Genomic DNA, 23526 nt, shown 5'->3' with positions numbered 1-23526 from the left:
GGGCGCCGAACAGATTGACGAGCCGGTCCGAGAGTACGTTCAAAGGGTTGCCTCATTCATTGATGGCGCATAGTGTATGCGCAGCGCATATATCACGCCTGTCTAAGCATGAAGGCAGGTCATGCGCCATGATGAAAGCGAGGCACCATGTTTTCGACATTACACATAGCTGAAAAGACGACCGGCTCTCGCGGGTCTCTCGCGTTGCTGCGCTGGGCGCTGGTGGTCATCTTTCTCTGGTTCGGTTGCATGAAATTCACGAGCTATGAAGCGATGGGCATCGCGCCATTGATGAAGAACAGTCCGATCATGAGCTGGATTCCGGCCGTTTTTGGGGTGCAGGGTGGAAGCTATTTTATAGGCACCGTCGAGCTCGCGACGGCCGCTGCGCTGATTATCGGTGCTTTCAACAAGACGGCCTCCGCTCTCGGCGCGGCGATGTCATGCCTAACTTATGCCGTGACACTGACGTTTTTCCTGAGCACGCCTGGCGTCGCCGAGCCGACCGCTGGCGGGTTCCCGGCGATTTCGGCCGGAACCGGACAGTTCCTGTTGAAGGACCTGGTGCTTCTTGCGGCATCAGCGTGCCTTCTACTTGCGTCCATACGGACAGCAGACGCGTGACGGCAAACAGGTGATAGGCGACGCTCCGGACCTGCGCTTTTGCCGAACCATACCCGCCTCAGCCCATAACGATCGACAAACCCTGTCGCTTTGATAGGGTGTTCGAAAACATGCTTTCGAGGGTTTGTCGTACATGCTGGTCGGATATATGCGGGTGTCAACGACCGATGACCGCCAAACGGTCGATCTCCAGCGGGACGCGCTCGTCGCAACCGGGGTCGATCATCGGCATCTCCATACCGACAAGGCATCCGGCGCGCGCGACGACCGACCAGGCCTGAAAGCCTGCCTCGACTATCTGAACGCGGGCGACACACTGATCGTGTGGAAGCTCGACCGGCTCGGACGCTCGCTGCCGCACCTGCTGACGATCGTCACCGATCTGAAGGCGCGCGGCATCGCGTTCCGGTCGCTGACCGAGCAGATGGATACGACCACGCCGCACGGCGAATTGCTGTTCTCGCTGTTCGGTGCATTGGCACAATATGAGCGTGCGCTCACGCGCGAACGGGTGATGGCGGGACTGGCTGCTGCCAAACGCCGGGGACGCCAAGGTGGCCGCCCGCCGATGATCGACGCCGAAACGCTCGAGCGGATCACCGCCGCGCTGGATGGCGGGGCCAGCAAGGCGTCCGTCTGCCGGACCTTCAAGGTGCCGCGTTCGACCCTTCTCGGCACGCTTGCCCGGATCGGCTGGACCGCACCGGCCAAGGTCTAAGCCGATGCCGCGTCGCGCCGTCCTGTCGGACGAGCAACGCGCGGCGTTGCTCGCGCTTCCCGACGACGAAACCCTGCTCGTCCAGCACTGGACATTGAGCCGGGACGACTTGGCCATCATCGTCCGCCGGAGGCGACCGCATAACCGGCTGGGTTTCGCGATCCAGCTTTGCGCGCTGCGCTATCCTGGCCGTTTCCTGCGACCCGGTGAACTGATCCCTGATACGCCGCTCGCGTTCGTCGCAGAGCAATTGCAGGTCGGACCCGAGGTGCTGGCCGACTACGCGACGCGCGGCCCGACCCGGTACGAACAGCTCGATGCACTGCGCGATGCATTCGGCTTCATGCCGCTCAGTCGGCCGCTGCGAACGACGTTGCAGGAATGGCTCCTGCCGATCGCGCTGACGACGACCAGCGGGGCTAGGCTGGCGCGCGTGATGCTGGATGAGTGCCGGCGACGGCGCATCATTGTGCCGGGCATCAGTTCGGTCGAGCGGATGGTCGCACAGGCGTTGCTCGATGCCGAACGCCATGTCGCCGAGCATCTGACCCGAGGACTCGATGCTCGACAGCGCCGGCTGCTCGATGCGCTTCTCCTGCCCCACACAGGCACGAACTTGAGCGATCTGGCCTGGGTGCGGCAGTCACCCGGCAAGCCCGGCCGAAAGACATTCGCCGCCATCATCGAGCGACTGACACTGCTTCGGGCCATCGGGATCGATCCGGATATCGCCGTAGGCGTCCATCCCGAGCGCCTCCGACGCCTGTGCCAGGAAGGCGTGCGGCTGACCGCGCAACATGTTCGGACGCTGCAAGCGACGCGGCGTCGCGCCACATTGGTGGCGACCATCCTCGAAACCATCGTTACCCTCACCGACGATGCGGTGCTGATGTTCGATCGCCTGCTTGGGCAGATGTTCCGGCGCGAACAGAACAGCGCGGACACGACACTCAAGCGCAACCGGCGCACCATCAACGGCAAAATCCGGCTGCTTGCCCAACTCGGCGCTGCCTTGCTCGCCGCCAAGATATCAGGTGGCGATATCGGCGCTGCGGTCGAGGCAGCGATCGGATGGAATGATCTCGGCCGCGAGGTCGATGAAGCCCGCAAGCTGATCCGCCCCGATTCGGTCGATCCCGTCGCGGTCGCCGCGACCAATTACCCCGTCCTCCGACAGGTCGGTCCCTCGTTCATCGCCTCGTTCACATTCGGGGCGGTGCCAGCCTGCCATGCGCTCGCGCGAGCGGTCGCGATCATGCGCGACCTTCATTTTGGTCATCTGCGCAAATTGCCTGCAGGCACGCCAGTCGGCTTCATCCGGCAAGCTTGGCGTCGGGCGATCGGCACCGGCATTCCCGATCGCAGGATCTATGAATTGTGCGTGCTGGTCGAGCTTCGCGACCGGCTTCGCGCCGGCGACATGTGGGTCGAGGGAAGCCGACGCTATCGTGCTGTCGAGCAGCAACTCATTCCTGCCCCCGTATTCGCCAACATGCGCGCGGCCGGCCCCTTGCCGATACCGGCACCGGATACGGCCGATATCTGGCTGGCCGAACGACGCGCCCGCCTCGCCCGTCGATTGGCCGAGGTCGAGCGAAAGGCGGAGACGGACGCGCTGGAAGACGTGCAGCTCAGCTTGGGCAGGCTGCGGATTTCGCCCTTGAAGGCGATTACTCCCGAGGAATCCGATACCGCCCTTGCGCCGCTCTATGCGCATCTGCCCGCGATCCGCATCACCGACCTTCTTGCCGAAGTCGATCGATGGACCGGGTTCAGCCAGTGCTTCACGCATCTGCAAAGTGGCCGTGCCGCGGATGAACCACGTGCGATCCTCACGGCGGTGCTCGCCGATGCCACCAATCTGGGCCATACGCGCATGGCGGAAGCCTGCAATCTCGTGACCCAGCGCCAACTCGGTTGGCTCGCCTCGTGGCATCTGCGCGAGGAAACCTACGGTCGCGCGCTCGCCCGGCTTGTCGACGCCCAACACACCGCGCCGCTGGCCGCGCTGTTCGGGTCCGGCACCTCGTCCAGCTCAGACGGTCAGAACTTTCCGCTCGACCGCCGCGCCCAGGCAACCGGCGCAGTCAATCCGCACAAGGGGACAGAGCCGGCTGTCTCCTTTTACAGCCACGTCTCGGATCGCTACGCGCCGTTCCATTCCACAGTTATCTCCGCTTCGGCGAGCGAGGCGGCACAGGTGCTCGACGGGCTGCTCCACCACGGCGCCGATCTGCACATCGAAGAGCATCACGTCGATGGCGGGGGCGTCTCCGACCATGTGTTCGCGCTATGTCATCTGCTTGGGTTCCGGTTCGCGCCGCGTATCCCGAATATCGCCGCACGCCGTTTGCACCTGTTTAACGGCATCGAACCCGGCCCCGATATTGCGCCGCTGGTCGCGGGCCGCATCGACGAAGGTCTGATCGAGGCACACTGGGACGACGTGCTGCGACTGGGAACCTCGATCCGCACAGGCGTCGTCAGCGCCTCGATCATGCTGGAACGGCTCGGCTCCTATCCACGCGCCAACGGCCTGGCACTGGCGTTGCGCGAGATCGGTCGCGTCGAGCGTACCCTGTTCACGCTCGACTGGATCGAGCAGCCCGAACAGCGTCGCCGCGCCACCCGCGAACTCAACAAGGGAGAAGCGGAAAATGCCCTGAAACGCGCCATCTTCTTCCATCGCATCGGCCGTATCCGCGATCATGCGCTGCAAGCCCAAAGCCATCGGGCGAGCGCGCTGAACCTCGTCGCCGGTGCCATCGTCCTGTGGAACACGACCTACCTGCAAGCCGCCTGGATGCATCTCGCCAACCTCGGCCGGCCGGTCCCGCCGGACCTGCTGCAACACCTATCACCGCTCGGTTGGCAGCATATCAATCTCACCGGCGATTACCTCTGGACCGATCCCGATGCGCCATCCACCGCGCTCAGACCGCTTCGCCAGATGCGCGCCGTCGAAGGCACGGCAAAACCTTAGCGTATATCTGGGTCCGTTCTGTGTACCGACCCCGAACCGCTTACCTCGGCCCATGCCGGTGCATTGCCGATCATGTCGATGCGCACGGTCTGGCTTGCCGCCTGCCCGCACAAGATGCGGTAGCAATCGTTCAGCGGATCGATAAGCCGGGTTCCGCCGCTAACACGCCACAGCGCGGTATCCCCCACGCCTGGGCCGAGAGGAAGCACGCTGCCTCCGTCAATCGGCAGCACGGCCCATTCCTTGGGAACCTGCAGAAAGAGCTCGGTCTGACGGTAGCTTCCCGATCCGGACCCGATCACACGCAGTAAGCGCGGCTCCTCCGCACTGCCTTCCTCCAGCGCGGCGACCAGAAGCTGGCCCCGGCGCGGTTTTCCGCTTGGCAGCTCTATCCGTCCGACAGACCGTTCCCCGGCGCGCAAGTCGATCTGCACGGCACAAGCAAAGGGCAGCCGCAGAATGCCGCGTGCATACCTGCCCGATTGCACGCTCCAGGCGGTTTCCTCCACAGCGGGCGGATCAAACAGCGCCAGTTCGCCGGGAAGATGCCGCGCCATTGGCCCGGCAGCAAATCCGCGCAAACGCCCATACGACGTATCAACGCCAGCCATGGCTCCGCCGGGGATCTCTCCATCCAGACCGATCCGGGCCGCTTCGTGCCAGAGGCCCCCTTCCCCATCGCGCACCAACATTCGCTCAACATGCACGATCGAGCCGGACACCGCGTCGACCTTCATCAGCGTCTCAACCAAGGCATCGGCGTCGGCATCGCCGGTCGAAATTGGCAGGAGCTCGCGCCAGTCTGGCCGGTTCAGCCCCAGCCAGGCGGCGAGGGGCAAGTTGGCGGCCACGGCATAGGGCTCTGCTTCGCGCCGCAATTGCACGATCGCCAGAGCGAGATCCGCGCAGAGCTGAATGAACTCATCATCGCTGAAAATGGCCTTCAGCCGCGCCTTCTGCTGTCGGGCAAATTCCAATGCCTCAGACTCACCTGCAGTCGGCGCGCCCAACAAGGCGGCGACGACCGCCTCCAGCACAGTCTTCGCCCAGCCCTGCGCACCACCAGCGACAGCACAGGCCGGGAAGCCTCCCTCACGTGCTAGAGTGGCGAGATACTGCGTCATGCTGTCCGCATGGAAGACCGGGCGCTGCCATTGCTGCAGGCCCTTGCGGGTTACGTCCCGCAGCGTGTTCTGCTGGGTCTGGCCCGGCGCCGGCAATCCCAGGGCCCGTGTCAGATCATCCCAGCGCCGCACACCGCCAGAGTAGCAACGGCGAAACCATTCTGAGGCCCAGAGCGCAAACAGCCCGGGCGTGTAGCCGATTTCCAGTGAAGCATAGCTTCCCCGCCGCGACAGATCCTGCTGGAGAGCATCGAATTGCGCCTTGGTCAGGCGATAAGCGTGCAGGCGCCTGCCATCGGGGGCTGGCAGGCCAAAGCCTGCAGCAAAGGCGACGGCAGGCTGCGTCAGCTGCTTGGGCCGCGGCACCAGCCTGCGGCCGCGCAAGGCACTGCGGCGCAGGATGACAGACATCCGCCACTTCCGCGCAGCAGGCCCCTGTTGCTCTAGTCGGCGATCAATTTCGGCAAGTGCTTCAAGACTGGTCGCCGCATCAATCAGGCTGCGCCAATCCGTTTCCGCTTCAGGTGTGCCATCGCCATCCTGTACCTCGTCGCCCATCAAGCCCCCGTCCAGTCTAACCCAAGCGTAAAGCGTTCGATCAGCGAGTGATATGACAGATTCGGTCGTTATGGCTTGAAATCATCCAGAAATTCACTTCCCGGTGCCAAGCCGCTCACCAGCAAGCGGTCCCTTGCGCGCGTGCAGGCAACGTAGAGCAAGTGCCGTTCAGTTTCATAGGCGGCTTCCAGTTCCGCCACGTCACCGATGGCGGCGAGGCGAGCGGGGTCGGGCAGGATGTCCTCATCGCACGCCATCACGCACACGGCCCGGAACTCGAGTCCCTTGGCCCCGTGCATGGGCATGACTGCTACTCCTTGCGCGTTGTACGGGTCTAGCCAGGCGGCTTTGGCGGCAGCCCGCGCGCGGGCGAGCTGAGCTTCGCTGCGCACCAGCAGCGCGATCTCATGCGGCTCGATACCTTCAGACAGGCATTCGCGCAGCCAATCTGCCACCGCCTGTTGTTCGCCCGCCGCGTCGTCTGCCAGCGACACCAACGGCTCCGGCCCATCGAACACCGAGACAGTCCCGCGCCGCCCGTCCTCGATGCCGTCCATGTCGCTGATCGCGGGGGGCAGCAGCCGGTCAGCAGCCACGCGGATCTGGTGCGAGGTGCGGTAGTTGACCTTCAGGCAATGGCTGCGACCGCGCACGTCCAGCCCCAGCTTGGCCCAGCTGAACGGCAGGTGGAAAATGCGCTGACCCACATCGCCCGCCAGCATCAGCGCGTCTGCCCGGCCTTTGCCGAGCTGCCCCAGAAACCGAACTTGCGCCACGGAAAGGTCCTGCGCCTCGTCCACCACCACATGACTGAAGCCGAGGTCCCCGCCGCGTTCCAGCCAATCCGTCAGCGCGCCATAGATCGCGGCCCACGTGACCAACCGCCGCTGCGCCAGCCATTCGCGCACGTAGGCAAACACACCCCACGCCGCCGCGCGCTGCTGGGGACCGAGCCGGGTGCGCCGGCCGATCCGCGGCAGCGTCGCATAGCTTTCCGCATCCGCCACGCCCCACGCGTCGACCAGCTCGGTCCATTCCTCGAACAGGAATGCCTCGCCCAGCGCGCCGCCCAGCCCGGTCTTGCGCGCCTCGGCAATCGCCGCGCGGACTTGCGCTTCGGTCGCCCGGTTGGGCTGGCTGAACGCGCGGGTGTAAAGCTCGGTCGCCGCCTGATCGAGCGGGCGGACCACGATCCGCGCCCGTAGCTCCGGCTCGGCGGCGGTCAGAACATCGCGCTTGCGCTCCAGCGCGAGCGCCAGCGGCTTTGAAAACGTCGTCAGCAGCACCCGCGCCGCCGGATCGCTCCGTGCGATATGCGCCGCGCGGTGCAGCGCCACGATGGTCTTGCCTGTGCCCGCCGATCCCGAAATCCGCGCCGGCCCCTTCCACGCCCGCTCCACCAACGCGCGCTGCACCGGGTGGAGGAACACCGCCCACTGCTCGAACGGCTGATCGAGCGCGGCGCGCAGTTCCTCGATGTTGTCCAGCACGCGGAAACGCCGCTGCGCATCGGGGTGCGCAAAAGGATCCGCGCCCGGTTCGGCTCGCTGCGCGATGTGGTCTTCCAGCCTGCCGCCTGTCGCAAAATCGAGCAACGCTTCGGCGGCCTCGGCGGGGAGATGGCTGAACAGTTCATCAACTTCGGTGGACAGCGCATCGCGCACCTGCCCCAACCAGTCACGCGGCACGCCGACATCGAGCAGCTGATCCTCGCCCAGCCCCGCAAACGGGCGCTGCGGCAGATCGGGCTCGAGCAGCAGCGTCTGCCCCTGCGGCAGATCGACATAACCACGGCATGTCATCCGCTCGCGGCCAAAATCGGTCTCCGAGTCGATCACCTCGACGAACTGCATCGCCCCCGTGCGTTCATGCGGCACCAGCTTGCGGCGCTCAGCCCAGCGGTAGGCGTCATTGTGATGGCCGACATAGGCCAGCAAGGTCTGCTCGCCCTGCTTGTGCAGCACGATGCGCACGTCCTGATTGACCCGCACCGTCCAGAACCCGGGCGCCGCCTCCACACGGTGCTGCTGCAGCCCGTTCCCCTTGGGATCGAACAGCAGATCGGTCGCCGTCAGCTTGACCTGCTTCTGCTCCTGCGGCGAAAGCTTGCCCAGCGCGGCGGTGAAGGTGGAGGACCAGAGGAGGTTCATGGGGCCGATATCTCGTCGAGTACATCGACGAGCGCATCTATGTTTTCACAAAACCCGTTGTACCCTCCAGAACGATAAAGCGGGATTAGAGGCCAATCGAGAAAGCACACACCATAACTGGTAACCTGAGCAGGTCGAAATCTTTCATTCACCCAAACATGATTAGGCGCAGTCATGTCACCTTCCAGCTTGATCCGATCCAGAATTTGAACCAATTTTACAATTGGCCAACTTTTTGTAACGTCAGGAAATGAGCTATTATAGCGCATGTCAGGTCGCCCATCTATGCGCAGCATCTTTGGTAAAACGATCGTACACACCACTTTAGCCGCTTGATCGGCACAGAGCGGCATATCTCTCAGGTGAGGTTGCCTCAGGTCTAATACACGCATGTCCTCGAAGAGAGTGCCTCGGTCGGCCCGAGCACATAAATGCGCGATCTCCATCAAACCACCACCACCTTCATCACCTCATCCCCAAGGTGGTTGATCACCTTCACCGCCACCCTGCCCCCGGCCGGGCGGGCGAAGGGCCGAGACCTTGTGCGCTTCAAGCTCTCCCATGCCTCCGCGTCGATCTCCGCCTTCAGCGTGGTTTTCAGCGCCTTGTAGGGGTCGTTTGCGCCGGGGAAATAGGCGTGGCGCACGAAGAAGCTTTCGTAGTTGTAGTCGGTATCGATGAACCACACGGCGATGTCGTCGGCGTTGCCGCTTTCGATCTGGCCGCCCTTGTACATGTCCACCCCGGCCACTTCGATGGAGACCTGCCCATCGCCTTCATCGTGCACCGCGATATCGGGTTCGCCGAACACGGTGAAGAGGTTGCCCGCGCCCGTATTGGCGAGGTCTGGCATGTGCAGATCGGGGTTGATCCGCGCTTGCAGCACCGTCAGCGCGCCCATGTGGGTGAATTCGCTGGCGTGGGCATCAAAGTTGAACGCGGCGGCGATCAGCAGGTCGAAGCCCGCCTCCATCGCCTCGCGCGCGGCGGCGGTCAGGTCGGCGCGGGCGACGGTGCCGTATTCCGGGCCGATCATGATCGCGGCGCGGCGCTGGGGGGTATCTTCCGCATCGGACGACTGGCGCACGCGGCCTTCGGCGCAGAGGAAGCGGCCGGGCCAGCCCTTGATGCTTTCAAACACCAGCCTGTCGGCCTTGTGGGCCTGCTGGACGCCCGATTTCTTGAGGTTTTCGAGGACCATCGCGGCAAAGTCTGCCGCTTCCCCGCCGCCCACTTCTTCCGGGCGACGTCGGCCTGCGGCGGCTTCCAGCTCGTCAAACAGGCTGTCGTCCACATCGACGGCGGGCACGCGGTGGGGGGAGAGGCTTTCCACCGTGAACGGCCCCGCCACGCGGACACGGGCCTTGTCGTCATAGGGCTGGTCATAGAGGTATTCGGTATCGGCCTTGGCGGCGATGCTGGCGTCGATTTCCTTCTGCCGGGCGATGCGCAAGTCCCACCATGCGGCGTGGAGCGCCAGCACATTGCCCTGCCCTTCCTTCGTCATTCCCGCGAAGGCGGGAATCCAGGCGGCATCGCGCTGCGCCTGCTGGACCCCCGCCTTCGCGGGGGTGACGAGGGTGGTATCGAGTTCGCGCGGTACTTCCCATTCCTGCCACGTGGTGCCCAGCGCAGCGTTCAGGCTTTCGCGCAAAGCCTCAAGCCGGGGCTGATAGCTTTCCCAAATCGTATCGATCTCGGCGTTGTTGGCGATGCTCTTCAGCGTGATGTGCGGCACGCGCTTATAGACGAAGCCTTGGCGCAGCCGCCCGTGCGTGGGCGTGGTGGCGGGCACGGTGCGGGTGAGTTCGGCTTCCTTGCGCTGGCCTTCGGGGCTGTCTGCCAGCAGATACCACGGATAGCGCGCGCCCATGATCCGCGCCCGCGCCAGCGCGAGCGCGACGCGGCTTGTATCGATGGTGATCCAGCGGCGGCCCCATTGTTCGGCGACATAAGCCGTGGTGCCCGATCCGCAGGTGGGATCGAGCACGAGATCGCCGGGGTCGGTGGTCATCAGGATGCAGCGCTGGATCAGCGAACTTGCTGTCTGAACTACATAGATCTTTGGGTCACTCCTGCTTTGAACGCCCCCTAAGTCCGTCCAAACATTCCCGCGTTCGTATGCTTTAAAATCATCCAGATAGCGAACATAAGCTAGTCCATTGCCTTCCGCTTCAATCCGGTTTGATCGGACAAGCCTGCGCATTCCATCAGGACCCGACTTCCAGAAATTTGCCTTAGGAGTTACCTGCCGGCCACGGAAATCAACAGGGAAACTACCAGGTGGGCGTTGGCTCGTGATAGTGTCTTTTCGGAATATTTTCAGCTCGACGCCGCTAGAAAAGTCCGATTCTTGTATCGGTCTACGAGTACCTTCCGGAAGCTCGATCAGACGATACTTATCCGCGCCTTCACCGCCATATTCCTTTGATTCCCAAGGTCGTCGGAATTTAAGTGCCCGGAAATCCTTAGCGTACCAGAGTACATAGTCAGCCACACCCGCTAGATACTTTGAGGTCTGCCCTCCGGTTTTTGTGGTTGTGATTTGGCTAACGCAGTTCTCATCCCCAAACACTTCATCCATCAGCGCCCGTACCCGGTGCACATTCTCGTCGCCGATCTGCACGAACACGCTGCCGCTGTCGGTCAGCAGATCGCGCGCCACGGTCAGGCGGTCGCGCAGATAGGTCAGGTAGCTGTGGATGCCGTCGCGCCAGGTATCGCGGAAGGCCTTCACCTGCTCCGGCTCACGCGTCAGGTGGTCGGACTTGCCGTCCTGCACTTTCGTGTCCGTGGTGCTCCATTGGAAATTGCTGTTGAATTTGATGCCATAGGGCGGATCGATATAGATGCACTGCACCCGGCCCTTCAGCCCCTCGCGCTCCGCCAGCGATGCCATCACCTTCAGCCCGTCGCCCAGGATCATGCGGTTGGACCAGTGCTGATCGTGCGCATAGAATTCGGTGCGCGCATCAGCCGGCACGCCGTTGAAATCGGCAAACAGGTCTGGCGTATCGTTCTGTTTCCCCGGGGAAACCCGCTTCAGATCCTCGATCAGCACCTTGGGGTGGATTTTCTCCTGAATATACAGCGGCGGCGCTTCGACGACGAGGTCCGACCAATCCGCCACATCCTTGCCTCGCCACACCAGCTGCGGATCAAGATCAGGATTGCGCCGCTCATACGCGCTAAGGATCGGCGCCTTCACCGCAGGCGGCACAAACGCCTCCAGCTCCGCCGTGGGCGCATTGCGCCGCGTGGCTTCATCATGGGTGAGCGCATCAACGCGCAGGGGGGGCTTGGCCATGTTCAAACGCCTCGCTTTGTCATCTTCTTCAGCGCCGCAGGAGCGAGAAAAGCATCATTGGTCAGTATTTTGGAGATATCTGTGGCCAGATCGCGCAAGCGCTTTGCCAAGGTATCGCCAGCGGAGTGGATGCCTGCAAGGTTTGCCAGAAACCGCTCTGCCTGCGCGAGCAGTGAGGCGCGTTCAGTGCCCTGATCTTGCAGCTTAGCATCCCAAAGCATGCCTCGGCTCATGAGAAACTTGTCGATGATGCGTTCACCGTAAATGCCGGTGAAGCCATGCGTTGCGATGCAAGCATTGAGCTTCTGTGCCTCCCCGGCAAAACCGAGACCGTCAAGCTCGCGATAGAAAGAACGGATATCAGATGCACCGAGTCCGATCCCCGCAAATTTGTCAAACATCGTCCAGCCATCCGGATTGATGAACCACGCCAGCTTGGTGGCAGCGGAATAAGCACTGCCCTGAGGCTGGCCGTTCTTTCCCGTAGGCCTGTACGCCGTTTCTGCCAGCGTAGCGCACCAATCGGCACGATCCGTCAAAGTTGCCGGCCACGGCACCTTTGCAGCTTTGTCGAACACGGTCTCGGCAAAATTCTTTAAGCCATCTTTGCCCCATATCGTGCGCGCAACGTTGTACTCGCGGAACATGCGCTGGGCCGCGCTGACCGAACGCTGTTTGCCAATGAGCTCGAGGTATTGTCCATCGGCTGCCAGCATCCACTGCGCATGCTGGAGGGTCGCAATGTAGCTTAGACTGACAGTGGTCACGCGGCATCCCCTTTCACAACCCCATCCAGCCAAGCTTCCACCTTCGCGGCGAACTCCGTCTTGATCGTCCACACATCAGTGAATTCGGCAAAGGCCCAGCGGCCCATCGTGCCCAGATTGTTCACCCCGGGCACCCACAGCGTCCGCATGGTTTCGGCCTTGGCCTTGTCGTCCTCATCCCGCGCGCCCTTGATTTCGACCACGAGGTTGAGCGGGTCTTCCACCCCTCGCCCATCGTCCAGCCTCAGGATGAAATCGGGGCGATAGCGGCGCGCTTCTCCGCCGGCGGTATAGGGCACTTCAAAGCCCAGATTGTGGTTCTTTACCCAGGCCAGCACGCGCGGGTGCTGATCGGCCACGCGGCAGAATTCGGCCTCCCAATCGCTATCGAGCACGGCCAGATTCACATGGCAGCGGGGCGAGGTTTCATAGCGGTCCTTGCTCGTCATGAAGCTGACGTTGCGGGTGGAGCCTTCGCGGTTATAGGGATCGAGCAGCGCCAGCACGCGCCCGCCGCCTTCCTGCGCGCGGGTGATCGCGGCCATGATCTTTTCCGCCACCCGGTCTGCAATCGTGCCGTAAAGCAGCTGGGCCGGTTCGGTGCCGCCGGTGGGCACGAAGTGATCCGCCATCCAGCGCCGCACGATCGTGCGCATCTGCATGATGAGACCGACATTCACCGGCTGCCCCGCCTCGGTCAGCTTGCGCTTCACGATCCAATCGGCAAGCCGCAGCTGGATGGAGGATTGACGCGTATCCTTCAGGTGATCGAGCGTGAGATTGGCCTGTTCCCCCACGATGCCGGAATTGACCGTTTCCGTAGCGCCAACCAGTTCGGGGGTCAGCTCCAGCGTGGAATCGGGCGTGAAGGCGGCGCGGATCACATCCTGCGGCAGTTCGGTGCGATAGCCATCGACGCGGGGGAAGCGGATTTCGCTGCTATCCCGATCAGGGCTGATGGCGTGGACGCGCACCATGTTGTCGGGCGGGCTCGGCTTTGAAACTACCGGTGCGGCGGTGAAATCAAACGGGATGCCCAGCACGTCGGCATATTCCACCTTGAACAGGCCGTCCGCCTGCTGCTGGTAGGACTGGCGGCGCAAGGCACGGCCGATCACCTGTTCGCACAGCAACTGGGTACCGAATGCGCGGACGCCCAGCACGTGGGTCACGGTGTTGGCATCCCACCCCTCGGTCAGCATCGAGACCGAGACCACGCAGCGAATGCCGCCGCCCAGCGCGCCGGGGCGGCCCACGGTGTTCATCACCTCGCGCAGGATGGTGGCATCGTCCACCTTTTCGGCCGCCACGCGGTCGCCGCTGCGCTGGATCAGCTCCTGCTTGAACCGCTCGATCTCGCCAGCGGCGGCATCGCGGAATTCAGGCGAAATCGCCTCGCCGGATTCGAGCTGCATCGAATCGATCAGCAAGGTGCGCATGCGGGGCAGCGCAGTGCCATCGGGGTCATAGTTGCGAAACAGCGGGCACTTGCCCGCCACCGGAATGGCGCCGCCCTGCCCATCCGGGATTTCATAACCGGCGATGTAATCATGCACGAGCTTGGACGTGGCGGTGTTGTTGCACACCACGATGAACACGGGATCGACCGGCAATCCCTGCTCGCGCCACAGCGCCTGCGTCTTCTCATAATGGCCATAGAGCGCATCGATGGCGGTGAGCAGTTCGCTGGGCAGCTTCTGCGGGTCCATCCCCTTGGCAGAGGCGCGGCCCTTTTTGGGCAGGTGCTTGCCGACATGGTCCCACAAGTTGCGGAACATCGGCGTATCGCCGCCGGGCACGTTGTCCATCACGGGCACACGCGGCAATTTCACGATGCCGCATTCGATGGCGTCCATCAGGCTGAAATCGCTCATCACCCAGCCAAACAGCGAACCTTCACGATATCCCGATCCGCGCAGGAAGAACGGCGTGGCGGAAAGATCATAGACCATCGCCAGACCCAGTTCGCGCTTCACCGCCTCTAGCCCGGAAATCCACAGCCGCGCGGCCTCGTTGGCTTCCTTGGCTTCGGCCAGTTCATCGCCTTTCAGCGCCTTCTGCTCCTCCGCCGTAAGCGGGCGCTCGCGGTAGCAGTGGTGCGCCTCGTCATTCAGCACGACGATGTTCTTGAGGCCCATAAGATCACCGGCGACCCGGCGGATCATCACCCCGTCGCTTTCCTGCCGGGGCGTGGTGCGCAGCGCGGCCTGCTGGACCTTGTTGAGCGGGACCTCGTCCTTCTTCTTGAAGGCGTGGTAATTGGTGATGACGATCTTGGCCTTGCCCAGATCGGGCAGCATGTCCTCAGGCACCAGTTCGCGGCTCTGGTAATAGCTTTCGGGATCATTGGGCTGGAGCACCCGCAGGCGGTCCTTGATCGTGATGCCGGGCGCGACAATCAGGAATCCCTTGGACGCCCATTTCTTGCCATGACGAACCGCGTTCACGGTGTGCCAGGCAATCAGCATGGCCATCACGGTTGTCTTGCCGGCACCCGTCGCCAGCTTGAGCGCGAGCCGCATCAGTTCAGGATTGGAGGCGGCGTTGGCCGCTTCCAGATGCGCCCAGAACCGGCGGCCCTGCGATGACGATTTCGGCGCGACCTCGGTCAGCCAGATGACTGTTTCCACCGCCTCGATCTGGCAGAAGAACGGCTTCTGATTGGCGAAATCATGGCTGCGCCAATGCCGCAGCAGGCGCTGGGTAGACGGGGTAACCTGCCACTGCGATTCGGGCAGACGCCGCCAGCTTTCCACAGCGCTGCGGATGCCGTTGATGACCTCGGTGGGGTTGTATTCAAGCCCCAGCTCATCGGCGAGGAAATCCGCCTGCTGGCTCTTGCCTTTCACCTTCTTGGCCTTGGGGATCGGCGATACCAGCGCACTGGTCCGCCGCCGCGGCACGATCACGCTGGTCGGCTGCCCAGCCTCGTCGAGCTCCCAATGCCGTGACGGTTCGGCATAGGGCGAATTGAGGATCGGGGATTCGAAGAAAGTGGTGCTCATGTGCTGGTTCTGCCCCTCATCGTCCGATCCATGCAGGCCTGTTCAATCCCGGCCCACTCTGCGTCGTGCCGGCCAGCATGATTGGTCATGCCGGGCTTCGTCATGCAACCCTTTGGAAAGACATAGCTGTCGATGCGCCGCTCCGGCTCCTCGCGCCACTGGATGTTGAAGGCGCCGAGCTTGGGATAGAACTCCAGCGTGCTGTAGGGCAGGTGATCGTGGATCCACCATGCCAGCTTGGTCCAAGCAGATTCCTGCGGGAAAGCATCGATGAATGCCGGCACCACGATGCAGGCGGTCGCGCCCATGCGCCCGGCTGCGTCACGCCGGTCCCAGATGTGGCCGGCGTAGTTCTTCTCGTTGGCCGCGCAATTATAGCCGCGCGCATTGCCCAGCGCGTTGACGGTGCAGCTGCGATAGGCGGAGCGGATGGCTACGCGCCCGAACGCCGCCTGCAACGGCTCGAGCAGTTCCTCGCACAGATGCCGGCCGGCCGCGATCGCAAGCTCCGGATCGTCCGGAACGTTGGTCAGTCCGTGGATCGCGGCGATATCCGAGAACAGGAAGTCGCGCATGAAAAACGACTGCGAGAGCCGGATGCGGCCAAAGTCGGTGAGCGCAGCGACTGTTGCCGGGGGCTTTCTCATGGCTCGAAAGTCCATCCTTCTCTCGTCAAAAGCTGACGACGACCTTCAGTTTCAAGCCGCCCGCGCGGTCGGCAATTTTGCGGGTGTTCTGGACCATTGACTTGAGTGCTTGATCGCGAGCCGCTTCGATCAGGATCTTCATTTGCGCACGCTCGAAGAGCTGCTTCATGGCCTTGTTGCTATTCTTCTTCCAGTTTCGCTTGTCGGCGTCCGATAGGCTGGACCATAGTCCCTGATCGATCACCTCAATTCGAGTTACATCGACGTTTGGCCGTTCAATCATCAGTCGAGGCAGCTTAACCCGCAACGTGTCGCCATCGATTCGAACATCTTCGGCTCGCATTGCGTCAAGATCCACGTAGTAGTTCACAAATGCAGGCGTGATCGTGGTTTGCTTTGCTTCCATCCCAATCAGGTTTGTCTCGGTTGTACGGGTTACAGCGGTCAGGTAACTGCGGAAAACGATCAAGCGGTTCATGCCTCGAATCCCGTCCAGCACTTCCCCCACAGCAAATGTTTCACTCTTCGAACCCACTGGCATGTCCACGGGAATGACGCCGTCTCGTGGGGTGGCGAACCATGCATATCCACCTACCAGTGCAAGGATCAGGCCCAGCGTGAACGCAGCAAACAGATTTCTCACTTCAATATCCCCTCAGCGTTCGACTCAGTTGTCATTTCCAGGATCCGCGATTGCGTCTCGCCAACGACAAGATCGGTCGTCATGTCGTAGCCCACGCCAGCAGCACCCGTTCGCGCATCACGCTGCGCAGTTCCTCGGGCGCTTCGATGCGCACGTCGCCGCCCCAGGTGAACAGGTGTTCGGCGATTTCGCGCAGGCCCCCTGCCCTGAACCGCACCAGCAGTTCGTCGCCGTCCTCTTCCAGCACTTGCGCGGGGTGGAAGCGCCAGGCGCGGGCGCGGGGGACGGCGCTGGGCAGCACGCGCAAGACCACGTCGTGGTCGTCCTCGCGCCAGATACCGAAACTATGCGCGAGCCAGTCATCAAGATCCCAGTCCTCGGGCGGCGCGCAGGGCTCGTTGCCAAGGCGCGGATTTTCCATGCGGTCCAAGCGGTAGTGAACGGGATCAAGATCACGGCCGGGCATCTTGCCGACAAGGTAGGTCACCGGCCCGTGCAGCAGGCCATAGGGCACCACGCGCCGCCATTTGGGCGCGACTGCGCCTTCCGCCAGATAATCGAATTCGATCGCAGTTCCCGCGATGATGGCCTGCTGCACCGCCACCAGCACGTGGGGCGCAGCCACCACTGCAGGCCCCGCCACCACGCGCGCTCGCTGGAGCCGGGCGAGCGCATCGAGATCGGGTTCGATCCGCGAACGCTCGCGCATGTCGAACGCGCTGCGCACCTTGGTCAGCAAGGAATCGAGCAGATCGGCCTGCGGGGCCTTTTCTCGGCGCTGCGCCGCAACTTCGGCTTGCAACGCGGCAATTTCGGCGGCGGAAGGGCGGGTGTAGACGCGGCGCAGCCCTTCGCGGATGCGGAACCGCTTGGACCGCCCGTCGGCGACGTCTTCCAGATCGAAATGGAGCGCAATCACGTTGCGCATTCGCTCGGCGGTGCGGCGGTTCACATCAAGCTCGCGCGCCATCTCGTCGAGCGTCAGCCCCTCGGCGCTTTCGCAAAGGAGGTGGATCAACCTGATCGCCCGGTCGAGCTTTTCCATCCGCGCGTTCAAGAGAAGCCCCTTCGCCTTGATCAGGTAACGGCCAGCATACCCGCCATTTCATCGCACGCAAACTTGGCCAGCCACGGGATCACGGCGGCAGGATCGGCCAGATCGAGCGCGGCAATTGTCAGCCGTTCGCGCCCTCCGGCCATGCCGAACTGCTTGCGCACGGCGCTCTTCTGACCCGGTATCGCGGGATAAAGCAGCGTCAGCCGTTCGCAGTCGTAAAGCCGGGCATAGGCCATCAGTTGGTAGACATCGGACTGGCTGACGCCCTGCTTGCGGTCCTTGCCGGTACCGAGCACATCGGTGCCCAGCTTCTTCCACTTGGTGTCGATGATCGCAAGGACGCGGCCCTTCCGGCGCAGCAGGATATCGGGCTTGGTCTGGAATACGCCAGCGTTGCAATCTTCGCCTTCGCGCCATTCGCCTAGGCAATAGGCCAGCCCGCCTTGCGCCGCGACCTCGATGCCGCTCCCGGCCAGAGCCCGGCGCAGGCGCGCGGCGACATAGGCTTCGAACAGCGTGTTCATCGGGAACAGCAGCGTGATCCCCTCAGGCGCCGATGCCGCGGCGTGGACCGACTGCCAATCGCGCCGCAGAAACAGCTTGGCGAGGGCAAACAGACTGCGCCAGCGCGCGCTGGTACGGTCGATCCGCACGTCGCCCCACGGCAGGCGCGCGGGCGGCACATCGGGGATATCGGCCAGCACGTGGCGCAGTTCACCTAGGCGGCGCTGCGTTTCGAAATGGCGGGCATGGCGGGCCAGCGCGGTCACACAGGCCTTCATCACGCGCATCAGCGGGGTGTCGGCCTCAAGGCTGTCAAACCGGCAGGCAAGCCGGTCCGGCCGCACCGCATGGACAGTGAACTGGCGCACGACATCAAGACTGCCACGCAGCGCGGAGAGATCGTCCTCGCGCGCGGTGTAGCGGCGCGGGAGGCCGCGGCGCACTTCGCCGAGCAGGCGATCCGCAAACAGGCGGATCAGCACATCGAGCAGGCTTTCGTTCTGCCGCGCCAGCAGGGAAGCGCCGCCGGCCGAGAGATCCAGCCCATGCGCCACATCGAGCATGTGGATCAGGCGGCTGCGGACAGTGGCCTCGGTTTCTGACGGGGCAGCGGGATCGACCTTGGGCAGGATTTCAAGGCTGGCCCCCGGAGCCGCCAGCACGCCCACCACCTGCTTTGCGGTGAGGTGGCGGTGGTGGTCCGACAGGATGTCGCCGCCTTCCGCTCCGCCGCAAGGGTGCGCCCGTGCGGCGGCAAGCAGCGCATCCGCCTGCGCGCGGGTGTAGCCCCCTTCCCCTACCGGAACCTTGCCCCATTCGTGGCACCAAAGGTGCGTCATCCGGCTTCGGTCCCGCCTTCTTCGGTATCGCTGTCCGGCTCGTCCGTTGGGGCCGGCGCCTTGCCAAGCAGCACATCAAAGGCATTGGCCGGGAATGTCTCGCGCACCGACCAGCTTGGCTTGGTGTCGTGCCCCTCGAACCCGGGCGGCGGCGGCAAGGTGGTTTCCTCGATGAACCCGCGCCCCACCACGGCGGCAATGCGGCTCCAGTCTTCGAAGAAATACTCCTGCAGCAGCGGGATCACCTTGTCGCGCATCACCACGTCCACGTCGGTACGGGTGCGGCAGCCGATGAAAAAGGCGTGACCGATACGGTGATCGCGATCGATCAGGTATTCAATCCGCTGGTTGATCGCATTAAGCACCTGTACCAACGGCACTTTGGTATCGGATTGCGCGGCAAGGAACGCTGGCACGCTGGTATCAGGCGCCAACTCCTTGAACCGGAACCGCCGCCGCAGCGCGGTATCGAGCAAGGCGATGGACCGGTCAGCGGTGTTCATCGTGCCGATGATGTGGAGATTGGCAGGAACGCCGAATTCCCGCTTGGAATAAGGCAGCCGCACCGTGAGCGCATTGGCCATGCCGAGGCGCTTGTCCGGCTCGATCAAGGTGATGAGCTCGCCAAAGACCTTGGAGATATTGGCGCGGTTGATCTCGTCGATGATGAGGACAAATTGATCGGTGCCGCCGTCCTCGGGCGTCGCGGTCGCCGCAACCTCCGGGCTTCCGATAAGCCGGCTGAGCGCAGCCTTGTTAATCAACCTGCTCCCAATTGCGTACAGCGTTCGCATGGTGAAATTGACCTCGACGATTGTATCGCGAGGAAGCGGCTCGTCCAGCACGAGCAGCCAACGCACTGATCGACGGTGGGCGTAATATCCGTGGGCTTCCCGTACGAAGTAATAGTCTCCGGTCACCAGGCCAATCGCGCGAAAAGCTGAGTTTCCGTAGGGGATGATGACGATATCGCCGACAGCCATCAGGTTGCGAAAGGGGTGGAGTTGGGTCCAATTGCTCGGTTGCGTTTCGGCGGGCCTTTCATCCAGCCACCTTGCCTTGATGGCGTCCTTGTCCGTGAATGCGGGATCGCTCCAATCAAGGTCGCCGCCCCAGCCCAATGCTATGTAACCGTTGGCGATGGCGTCCTCGTAGACATCATCCTCTTGGCCAATTTCCCCCAATCCCATTTTCCAGAAATTGCGCCGCTCAAGGTCGATGGGTGCAGCTGCGGCGGTGATGGCATTGCCGGAACCAGCCTTCACCGTCTCGCGCTTTGTCGCTTGTTCGGAAAGCGCGCAGATACCCCGGAAAATGCCGCTCTCTGCCTCGAGCCTGAAGCCCGCGCCGCCATCGCTTGCCTCATCCCCGCTATCGGTTTTGGGACGCAATCCCTCGACGAAGTCCTCATAGGAAAAGTTCTGGTGGAACGTAACGAACTCGATGCGCTTTTCGGCACGAAGTTTGTTGTATCTCGCCATCAACTCCGCCCGGTCCTCCGGCGCATCTCCATCGCACAGCAGCACCGCCTCACGGGCCGTGGTGAATGTCTTGCCGGTACCGGGCGGGCCATAGAGGATCAGGTTGGTGGGTTCGGGCATCGCGCGTTCCTGTTCGGTCGCATCAGAGGGCACTTCCGGCTCACCGGTCATGGGCAGCCGCTTCTGGCAGGTTTCCCAGAGAAAACTCTGCACATCCCAGTAGTCGCGCGGTTCCCAGCCCCAGGCGCGCATTTCGGCCATGATGCCTTCCGCCAGCGCCACAGCACCGGCAAGGTCTTCGGCGCTGAGCGGCTGTCCGGCAAAGGCCCAGCGGCCGAGCAGCATCTTCGCCGCGTTGTCCGTTGGGGTGGAGCGGATGCCGAACATGCCGGCCGGGTCCACCAGGGCCCGGATCATCGTCGGGATCGTGCGGCTTTCCGCATAAGGCTTTTGCGCGGCGGCCGCTTCCAGCATCGGCCAGATTTCTTCAACCCACGCCGCCACGCCTGCAATGCCGTCGTCGCTGCGAGCCATTGCGCCGGTCGCACGTTCCATCACGCCGGGATTGTCCCGCCGTACTTCTGCGGCCAGCTTGGCGGTGCGCCAATCCAGCAGATTGCTCAGCAGCCCGCCCTTCCCGGATGCAAGGTCGATCAACGCGGCGCCCAGCGCAGCATCATCTGCACCGGCGTGGTCCTGCATCAGGCTCCGTGTGCGCTCCACCAACGCGCTCTTGTATCCGCCCTCACCCACCTCGAAGCTGGCGCTAGTTGCAAAGGTCTGAAAATCGGGATGCTTTTCAAGGAACATCCGGCGCAATTCGGCCAGTGCAGCGGTATCGAGCTTCAGGTCCCCTGCCTTTGGCCACCACTTCTGGATGAACCAGTCATAGTCCTGCGCCACGCCCTCGAGCAGAAATTCCCGCAGACGCAACCCGAACTCTCTGTCGACAGGAGGCCTCCAGATCGCCCTGGGATAGGTATAGAAATACCACATCCTCGGCTCAGGCAGGACCTGCCAATCCACATCAACCCCGATCCCGTCGCCGCGCTGGTGCGTAACCTTGCCGATGGCCCGGAAGCGCATCGCGGATACGCGCTTGCCTTGGGAGGGAAAGGGCAGATCGCGCTGGTTCGGCAGGTAATCGCGCAAAGCAACGATGTCTCCGGGCTGCATGGCTCGGACCATCTTGTTGAGATCGGACCCGCGATCATCCGGCAGGGTCCATTCCTTGCGTTCGATGAAGCCTGCTAGCCCGTCTTCGATGCCGTAGAGGTTGGAGACGATGTAGAGCGGTGGCTCATCCTCTCCCTCGTCGGTGCCTTCCTGCTCACCAGCGCCCGTCCCATAGTTCGGGTCGCGTCCATCCAGAAAATAGCCGTACTGCCTCACGGCGGCGATCATATTGGTAAGTTGCCGGGCCGGTTCATTGGCTTGCGGGACTACGGAAAGCACCGCACTCGGATCGGCGTCAGGAGCTTTTCTTAGCTCAGCCAAGCGCGTGAGCAATGCATCCCATTGGCCATCGGCATGCACGGCTTCGAGGGTTGTTTGCGCAAACCCGATGCCTTTCAGGCCCCGCTCTGCCCGCCCGCAGCGGCGGACCCGGTTGTCCTTGGCTTTCTTTTCCAGCGGCGCGCCTTTCCAGCGGCGCTTGCCGAGCCATTCTCTATATTCCGCGTCCCGCATGTTGGCTCCGCCAGTCTGTTCGCTTGTCTGTCCACTCGGAGAATGCCGCACTGGTGCGACAGGTCCGGTCGCACGTTGAGCGCCCTGCCCCGCTTGTTCGATGCACCATACCGCCATGATCCTAGCGGCGCGGTCAAGCGCATGTCGCTTCTCACCCCGCCGATTGCGGGATTGAATGAATTATGGCACAGCTGGGACATAACAGCTTCAAAAGGCCGCGCGATGTCTGAATCGAATGCAATCGTCAGCCAGATCGGTGATCTTGCCTCTGCGGGGGAGAAGATGATCGAGCGGCTGCGGCGCAAGGCCTTTCTGCCCGAAAGCCGCAAGGGGCTCAATGTGCGGTTCGGCATTGCCGAGGCGGCGCAGCTGCTGGGGTGTTCGACCAACCGCATCCGCATGGCTGAGGATGATGGCCGCCTGCCCCCTCCCCCCGCGGGCGAAAACGGCCGCAGGCTGGGCTATTCGGTGCAGGAATTGCTCAACATGCGCGATGTGCTGGGGGCCTCCCCTGCCCGCGCGCCGATGGATGTGCCAGCGATCATCGCTGTGCAGAACTTCAAGGGCGGCGTCGGCAAATCCACGGTGACAACGCATCTGGCGCACTATTTCGCGGTGCAGGGCTACCGCGTGCTGGTGGTCGATTGCGACAGCCAGGCGACGACGACGACGCTGTTCGGCTTCAATCCGCATTTCAATATCGCGCGCGAGGAAACGCTTTACCCCTACCTTTCGATCGATCCGACGCAGACCGACCTGCTTTATGCGGTGAAGCCGACGCCTTGGCCGAACGTCGATCTGATCCCGTCGAACCTTGAACTGTTCGATGTGGAATACGAGTTGGCCGCCTCCGGGTCCGATGGGCAATCGGTGCTGGCGGCGCGGTTCCGCAAGCTCAAGCAGGGGCTGGCCGATCTGGCGCGGAACTATGATGTGGTGATCCTCGATCCGCCGCCCGCGCTCGGCACGATTTCGCTGGCGGTGATGCAGGCGGCCAATGCGCTGCTGGTGCCGCTGGCGGCGACCACGCCCGATTTCTGTTCGACCGTGCAGTTCCTTTCGATGATGGATCAGGTGATCGCGCAGCTGATCGCGGCCGGGATCGACGTGGATTATTCGTTCGTGCGGCTGATCTGCTCCAAGTTCGATGGCAACGATCCCAGCCACGCGATGGTGCGCTCGATCATGGAGCAGACGTTCGGCCCTGCCCTGCTCCCGGTGCCGATCTTGGAAAGCGCGGAAATCAGCCACGCAGCCTTGCGGATGATGACGGTGTACGAGCTGGAAAAGGCCATCGGCACGCCCAAGACGCACAAGCGCTGCAAGGCCAACCTCGATGAGGCACTGGGCCAGATCGAACAGCTGGTGCGCACCGGATGGGGCCGCATCGCTCCGGCGCGGGAAGAGGATGTGCTCCATGCCGCATGATC

General features: G+C 63.0%; 14 protein-coding genes. 4 read left to right on the top strand and 10 right to left on the bottom strand.

Annotated features, from left to right (window positions below; all coding sequences use genetic code 11):
- The first annotated feature begins 147 nt into the window (after window positions 1-147).
- The 3 genes from NSE01_RS18730 (at window position 148) to NSE01_RS18720 (ending at window position 4325) form a co-directional block, all read left to right on the top strand.
- Window positions 148-624 (top strand): YkgB family protein, encoded by a 477-nt coding sequence (locus tag NSE01_RS18730; protein ID WP_010339850.1) that lies wholly within the window; start codon window positions 148-150, stop codon window positions 622-624.
- 133 nt (window positions 625-757) lie between these two features.
- Window positions 758-1342: a recombinase family protein gene (locus tag NSE01_RS18725; protein ID WP_010339849.1), complete on the top strand. Its 585-nt coding sequence runs from the start codon at window positions 758-760 to the stop codon at window positions 1340-1342.
- Window positions 1343-1346: 4 nt separating this feature from the next.
- A complete protein-coding gene (locus NSE01_RS18720) occupies window positions 1347-4325 on the top strand; it encodes a Tn3-like element ISMpo10 family transposase (protein WP_147161190.1) in 2979 nt (992 codons plus the stop codon).
- Here the strand turns inward: NSE01_RS18720 and NSE01_RS18715 are convergent.
- From NSE01_RS18715 to NSE01_RS18670, 10 genes are all read right to left on the bottom strand, one after another.
- Window positions 4322-6007, bottom strand: a complete 1686-nt coding sequence (locus NSE01_RS18715) for an STY4851/ECs_5259 family protein (protein WP_147161189.1) — start codon at window positions 6005-6007, stop codon at window positions 4322-4324. The two genes, NSE01_RS18720 and NSE01_RS18715, sit on opposite strands and share 4 nt — an antisense overlap.
- A gap of 68 nt (window positions 6008-6075) precedes the next feature.
- Window positions 6076-8157 carry a 3'-5' exonuclease gene (locus NSE01_RS18710; RefSeq protein WP_147161188.1) on the bottom strand — a complete coding sequence of 694 codons (2082 nt, stop codon included), beginning with the start codon at window positions 8155-8157 and terminating at the stop codon, window positions 6076-6078.
- 445 nt (window positions 8158-8602) lie between these two features.
- Complete coding sequence (locus tag NSE01_RS18705; protein ID WP_147161187.1) at window positions 8603-11464, bottom strand: site-specific DNA-methyltransferase; 2862 nt, start codon at window positions 11462-11464, stop codon at window positions 8603-8605.
- Window positions 11465-11466: 2 nt separating this feature from the next.
- On the bottom strand, window positions 11467-12231 hold the full coding sequence (locus NSE01_RS18700) for a hypothetical protein (RefSeq protein WP_147161186.1): 765 nt from the start codon (window positions 12229-12231) through the stop codon (window positions 11467-11469).
- Entirely contained in the window at window positions 12228-15236 is a 3009-nt protein-coding gene (locus tag NSE01_RS18695; RefSeq protein WP_147161185.1) for a BPTD_3080 family restriction endonuclease, read from the bottom strand. The genes NSE01_RS18700 and NSE01_RS18695 overlap by 4 nt, the downstream gene beginning before the upstream one ends.
- A complete protein-coding gene (locus NSE01_RS18690) occupies window positions 15233-15883 on the bottom strand; it encodes a hypothetical protein (protein WP_147161184.1) in 651 nt (216 codons plus the stop codon). The genes NSE01_RS18695 and NSE01_RS18690 overlap by 4 nt, the downstream gene beginning before the upstream one ends.
- Window positions 15884-15908: 25 nt before the next feature.
- The gene (locus NSE01_RS18685; RefSeq protein WP_147161183.1) at window positions 15909-16526 is read right to left on the bottom strand and encodes a DUF4230 domain-containing protein; all 618 of its coding nucleotides are present in this window, start codon (window positions 16524-16526) and stop codon (window positions 15909-15911) included.
- A gap of 79 nt (window positions 16527-16605) precedes the next feature.
- On the bottom strand, window positions 16606-17583 hold the full coding sequence (locus tag NSE01_RS18680) for a helix-turn-helix transcriptional regulator (RefSeq protein WP_147161182.1): 978 nt from the start codon (window positions 17581-17583) through the stop codon (window positions 16606-16608).
- 20 nt (window positions 17584-17603) lie between these two features.
- Window positions 17604-18926 carry an McrC family protein gene (locus NSE01_RS18675; protein ID WP_147161181.1) on the bottom strand — a complete coding sequence of 441 codons (1323 nt, stop codon included), beginning with the start codon at window positions 18924-18926 and terminating at the stop codon, window positions 17604-17606.
- Entirely contained in the window at window positions 18923-22096 is a 3174-nt protein-coding gene (locus tag NSE01_RS18670; protein ID WP_218033306.1) for a DUF8426 domain-containing protein, read from the bottom strand. The genes NSE01_RS18675 and NSE01_RS18670 overlap by 4 nt, the downstream gene beginning before the upstream one ends.
- 222 nt (window positions 22097-22318) lie before the next feature.
- On the opposite strand from NSE01_RS18670, the gene NSE01_RS18665 reads away from it, so the two are divergent.
- A complete protein-coding gene (locus tag NSE01_RS18665; protein WP_147161180.1) occupies window positions 22319-23524 on the top strand; it encodes an AAA family ATPase in 1206 nt (401 codons plus the stop codon).
- Window positions 23525-23526: the final 2 nt, after the last annotated feature.

Source organism: Novosphingobium sediminis (assembly GCF_007991615.1).
Taxonomy (GTDB): domain Bacteria; phylum Pseudomonadota; class Alphaproteobacteria; order Sphingomonadales; family Sphingomonadaceae; genus Novosphingobium; species Novosphingobium sediminis.
The sequence above is the reverse complement of the archived record's forward strand: the minus strand, read 5'-3'. Positions and strand labels throughout refer to the sequence as shown.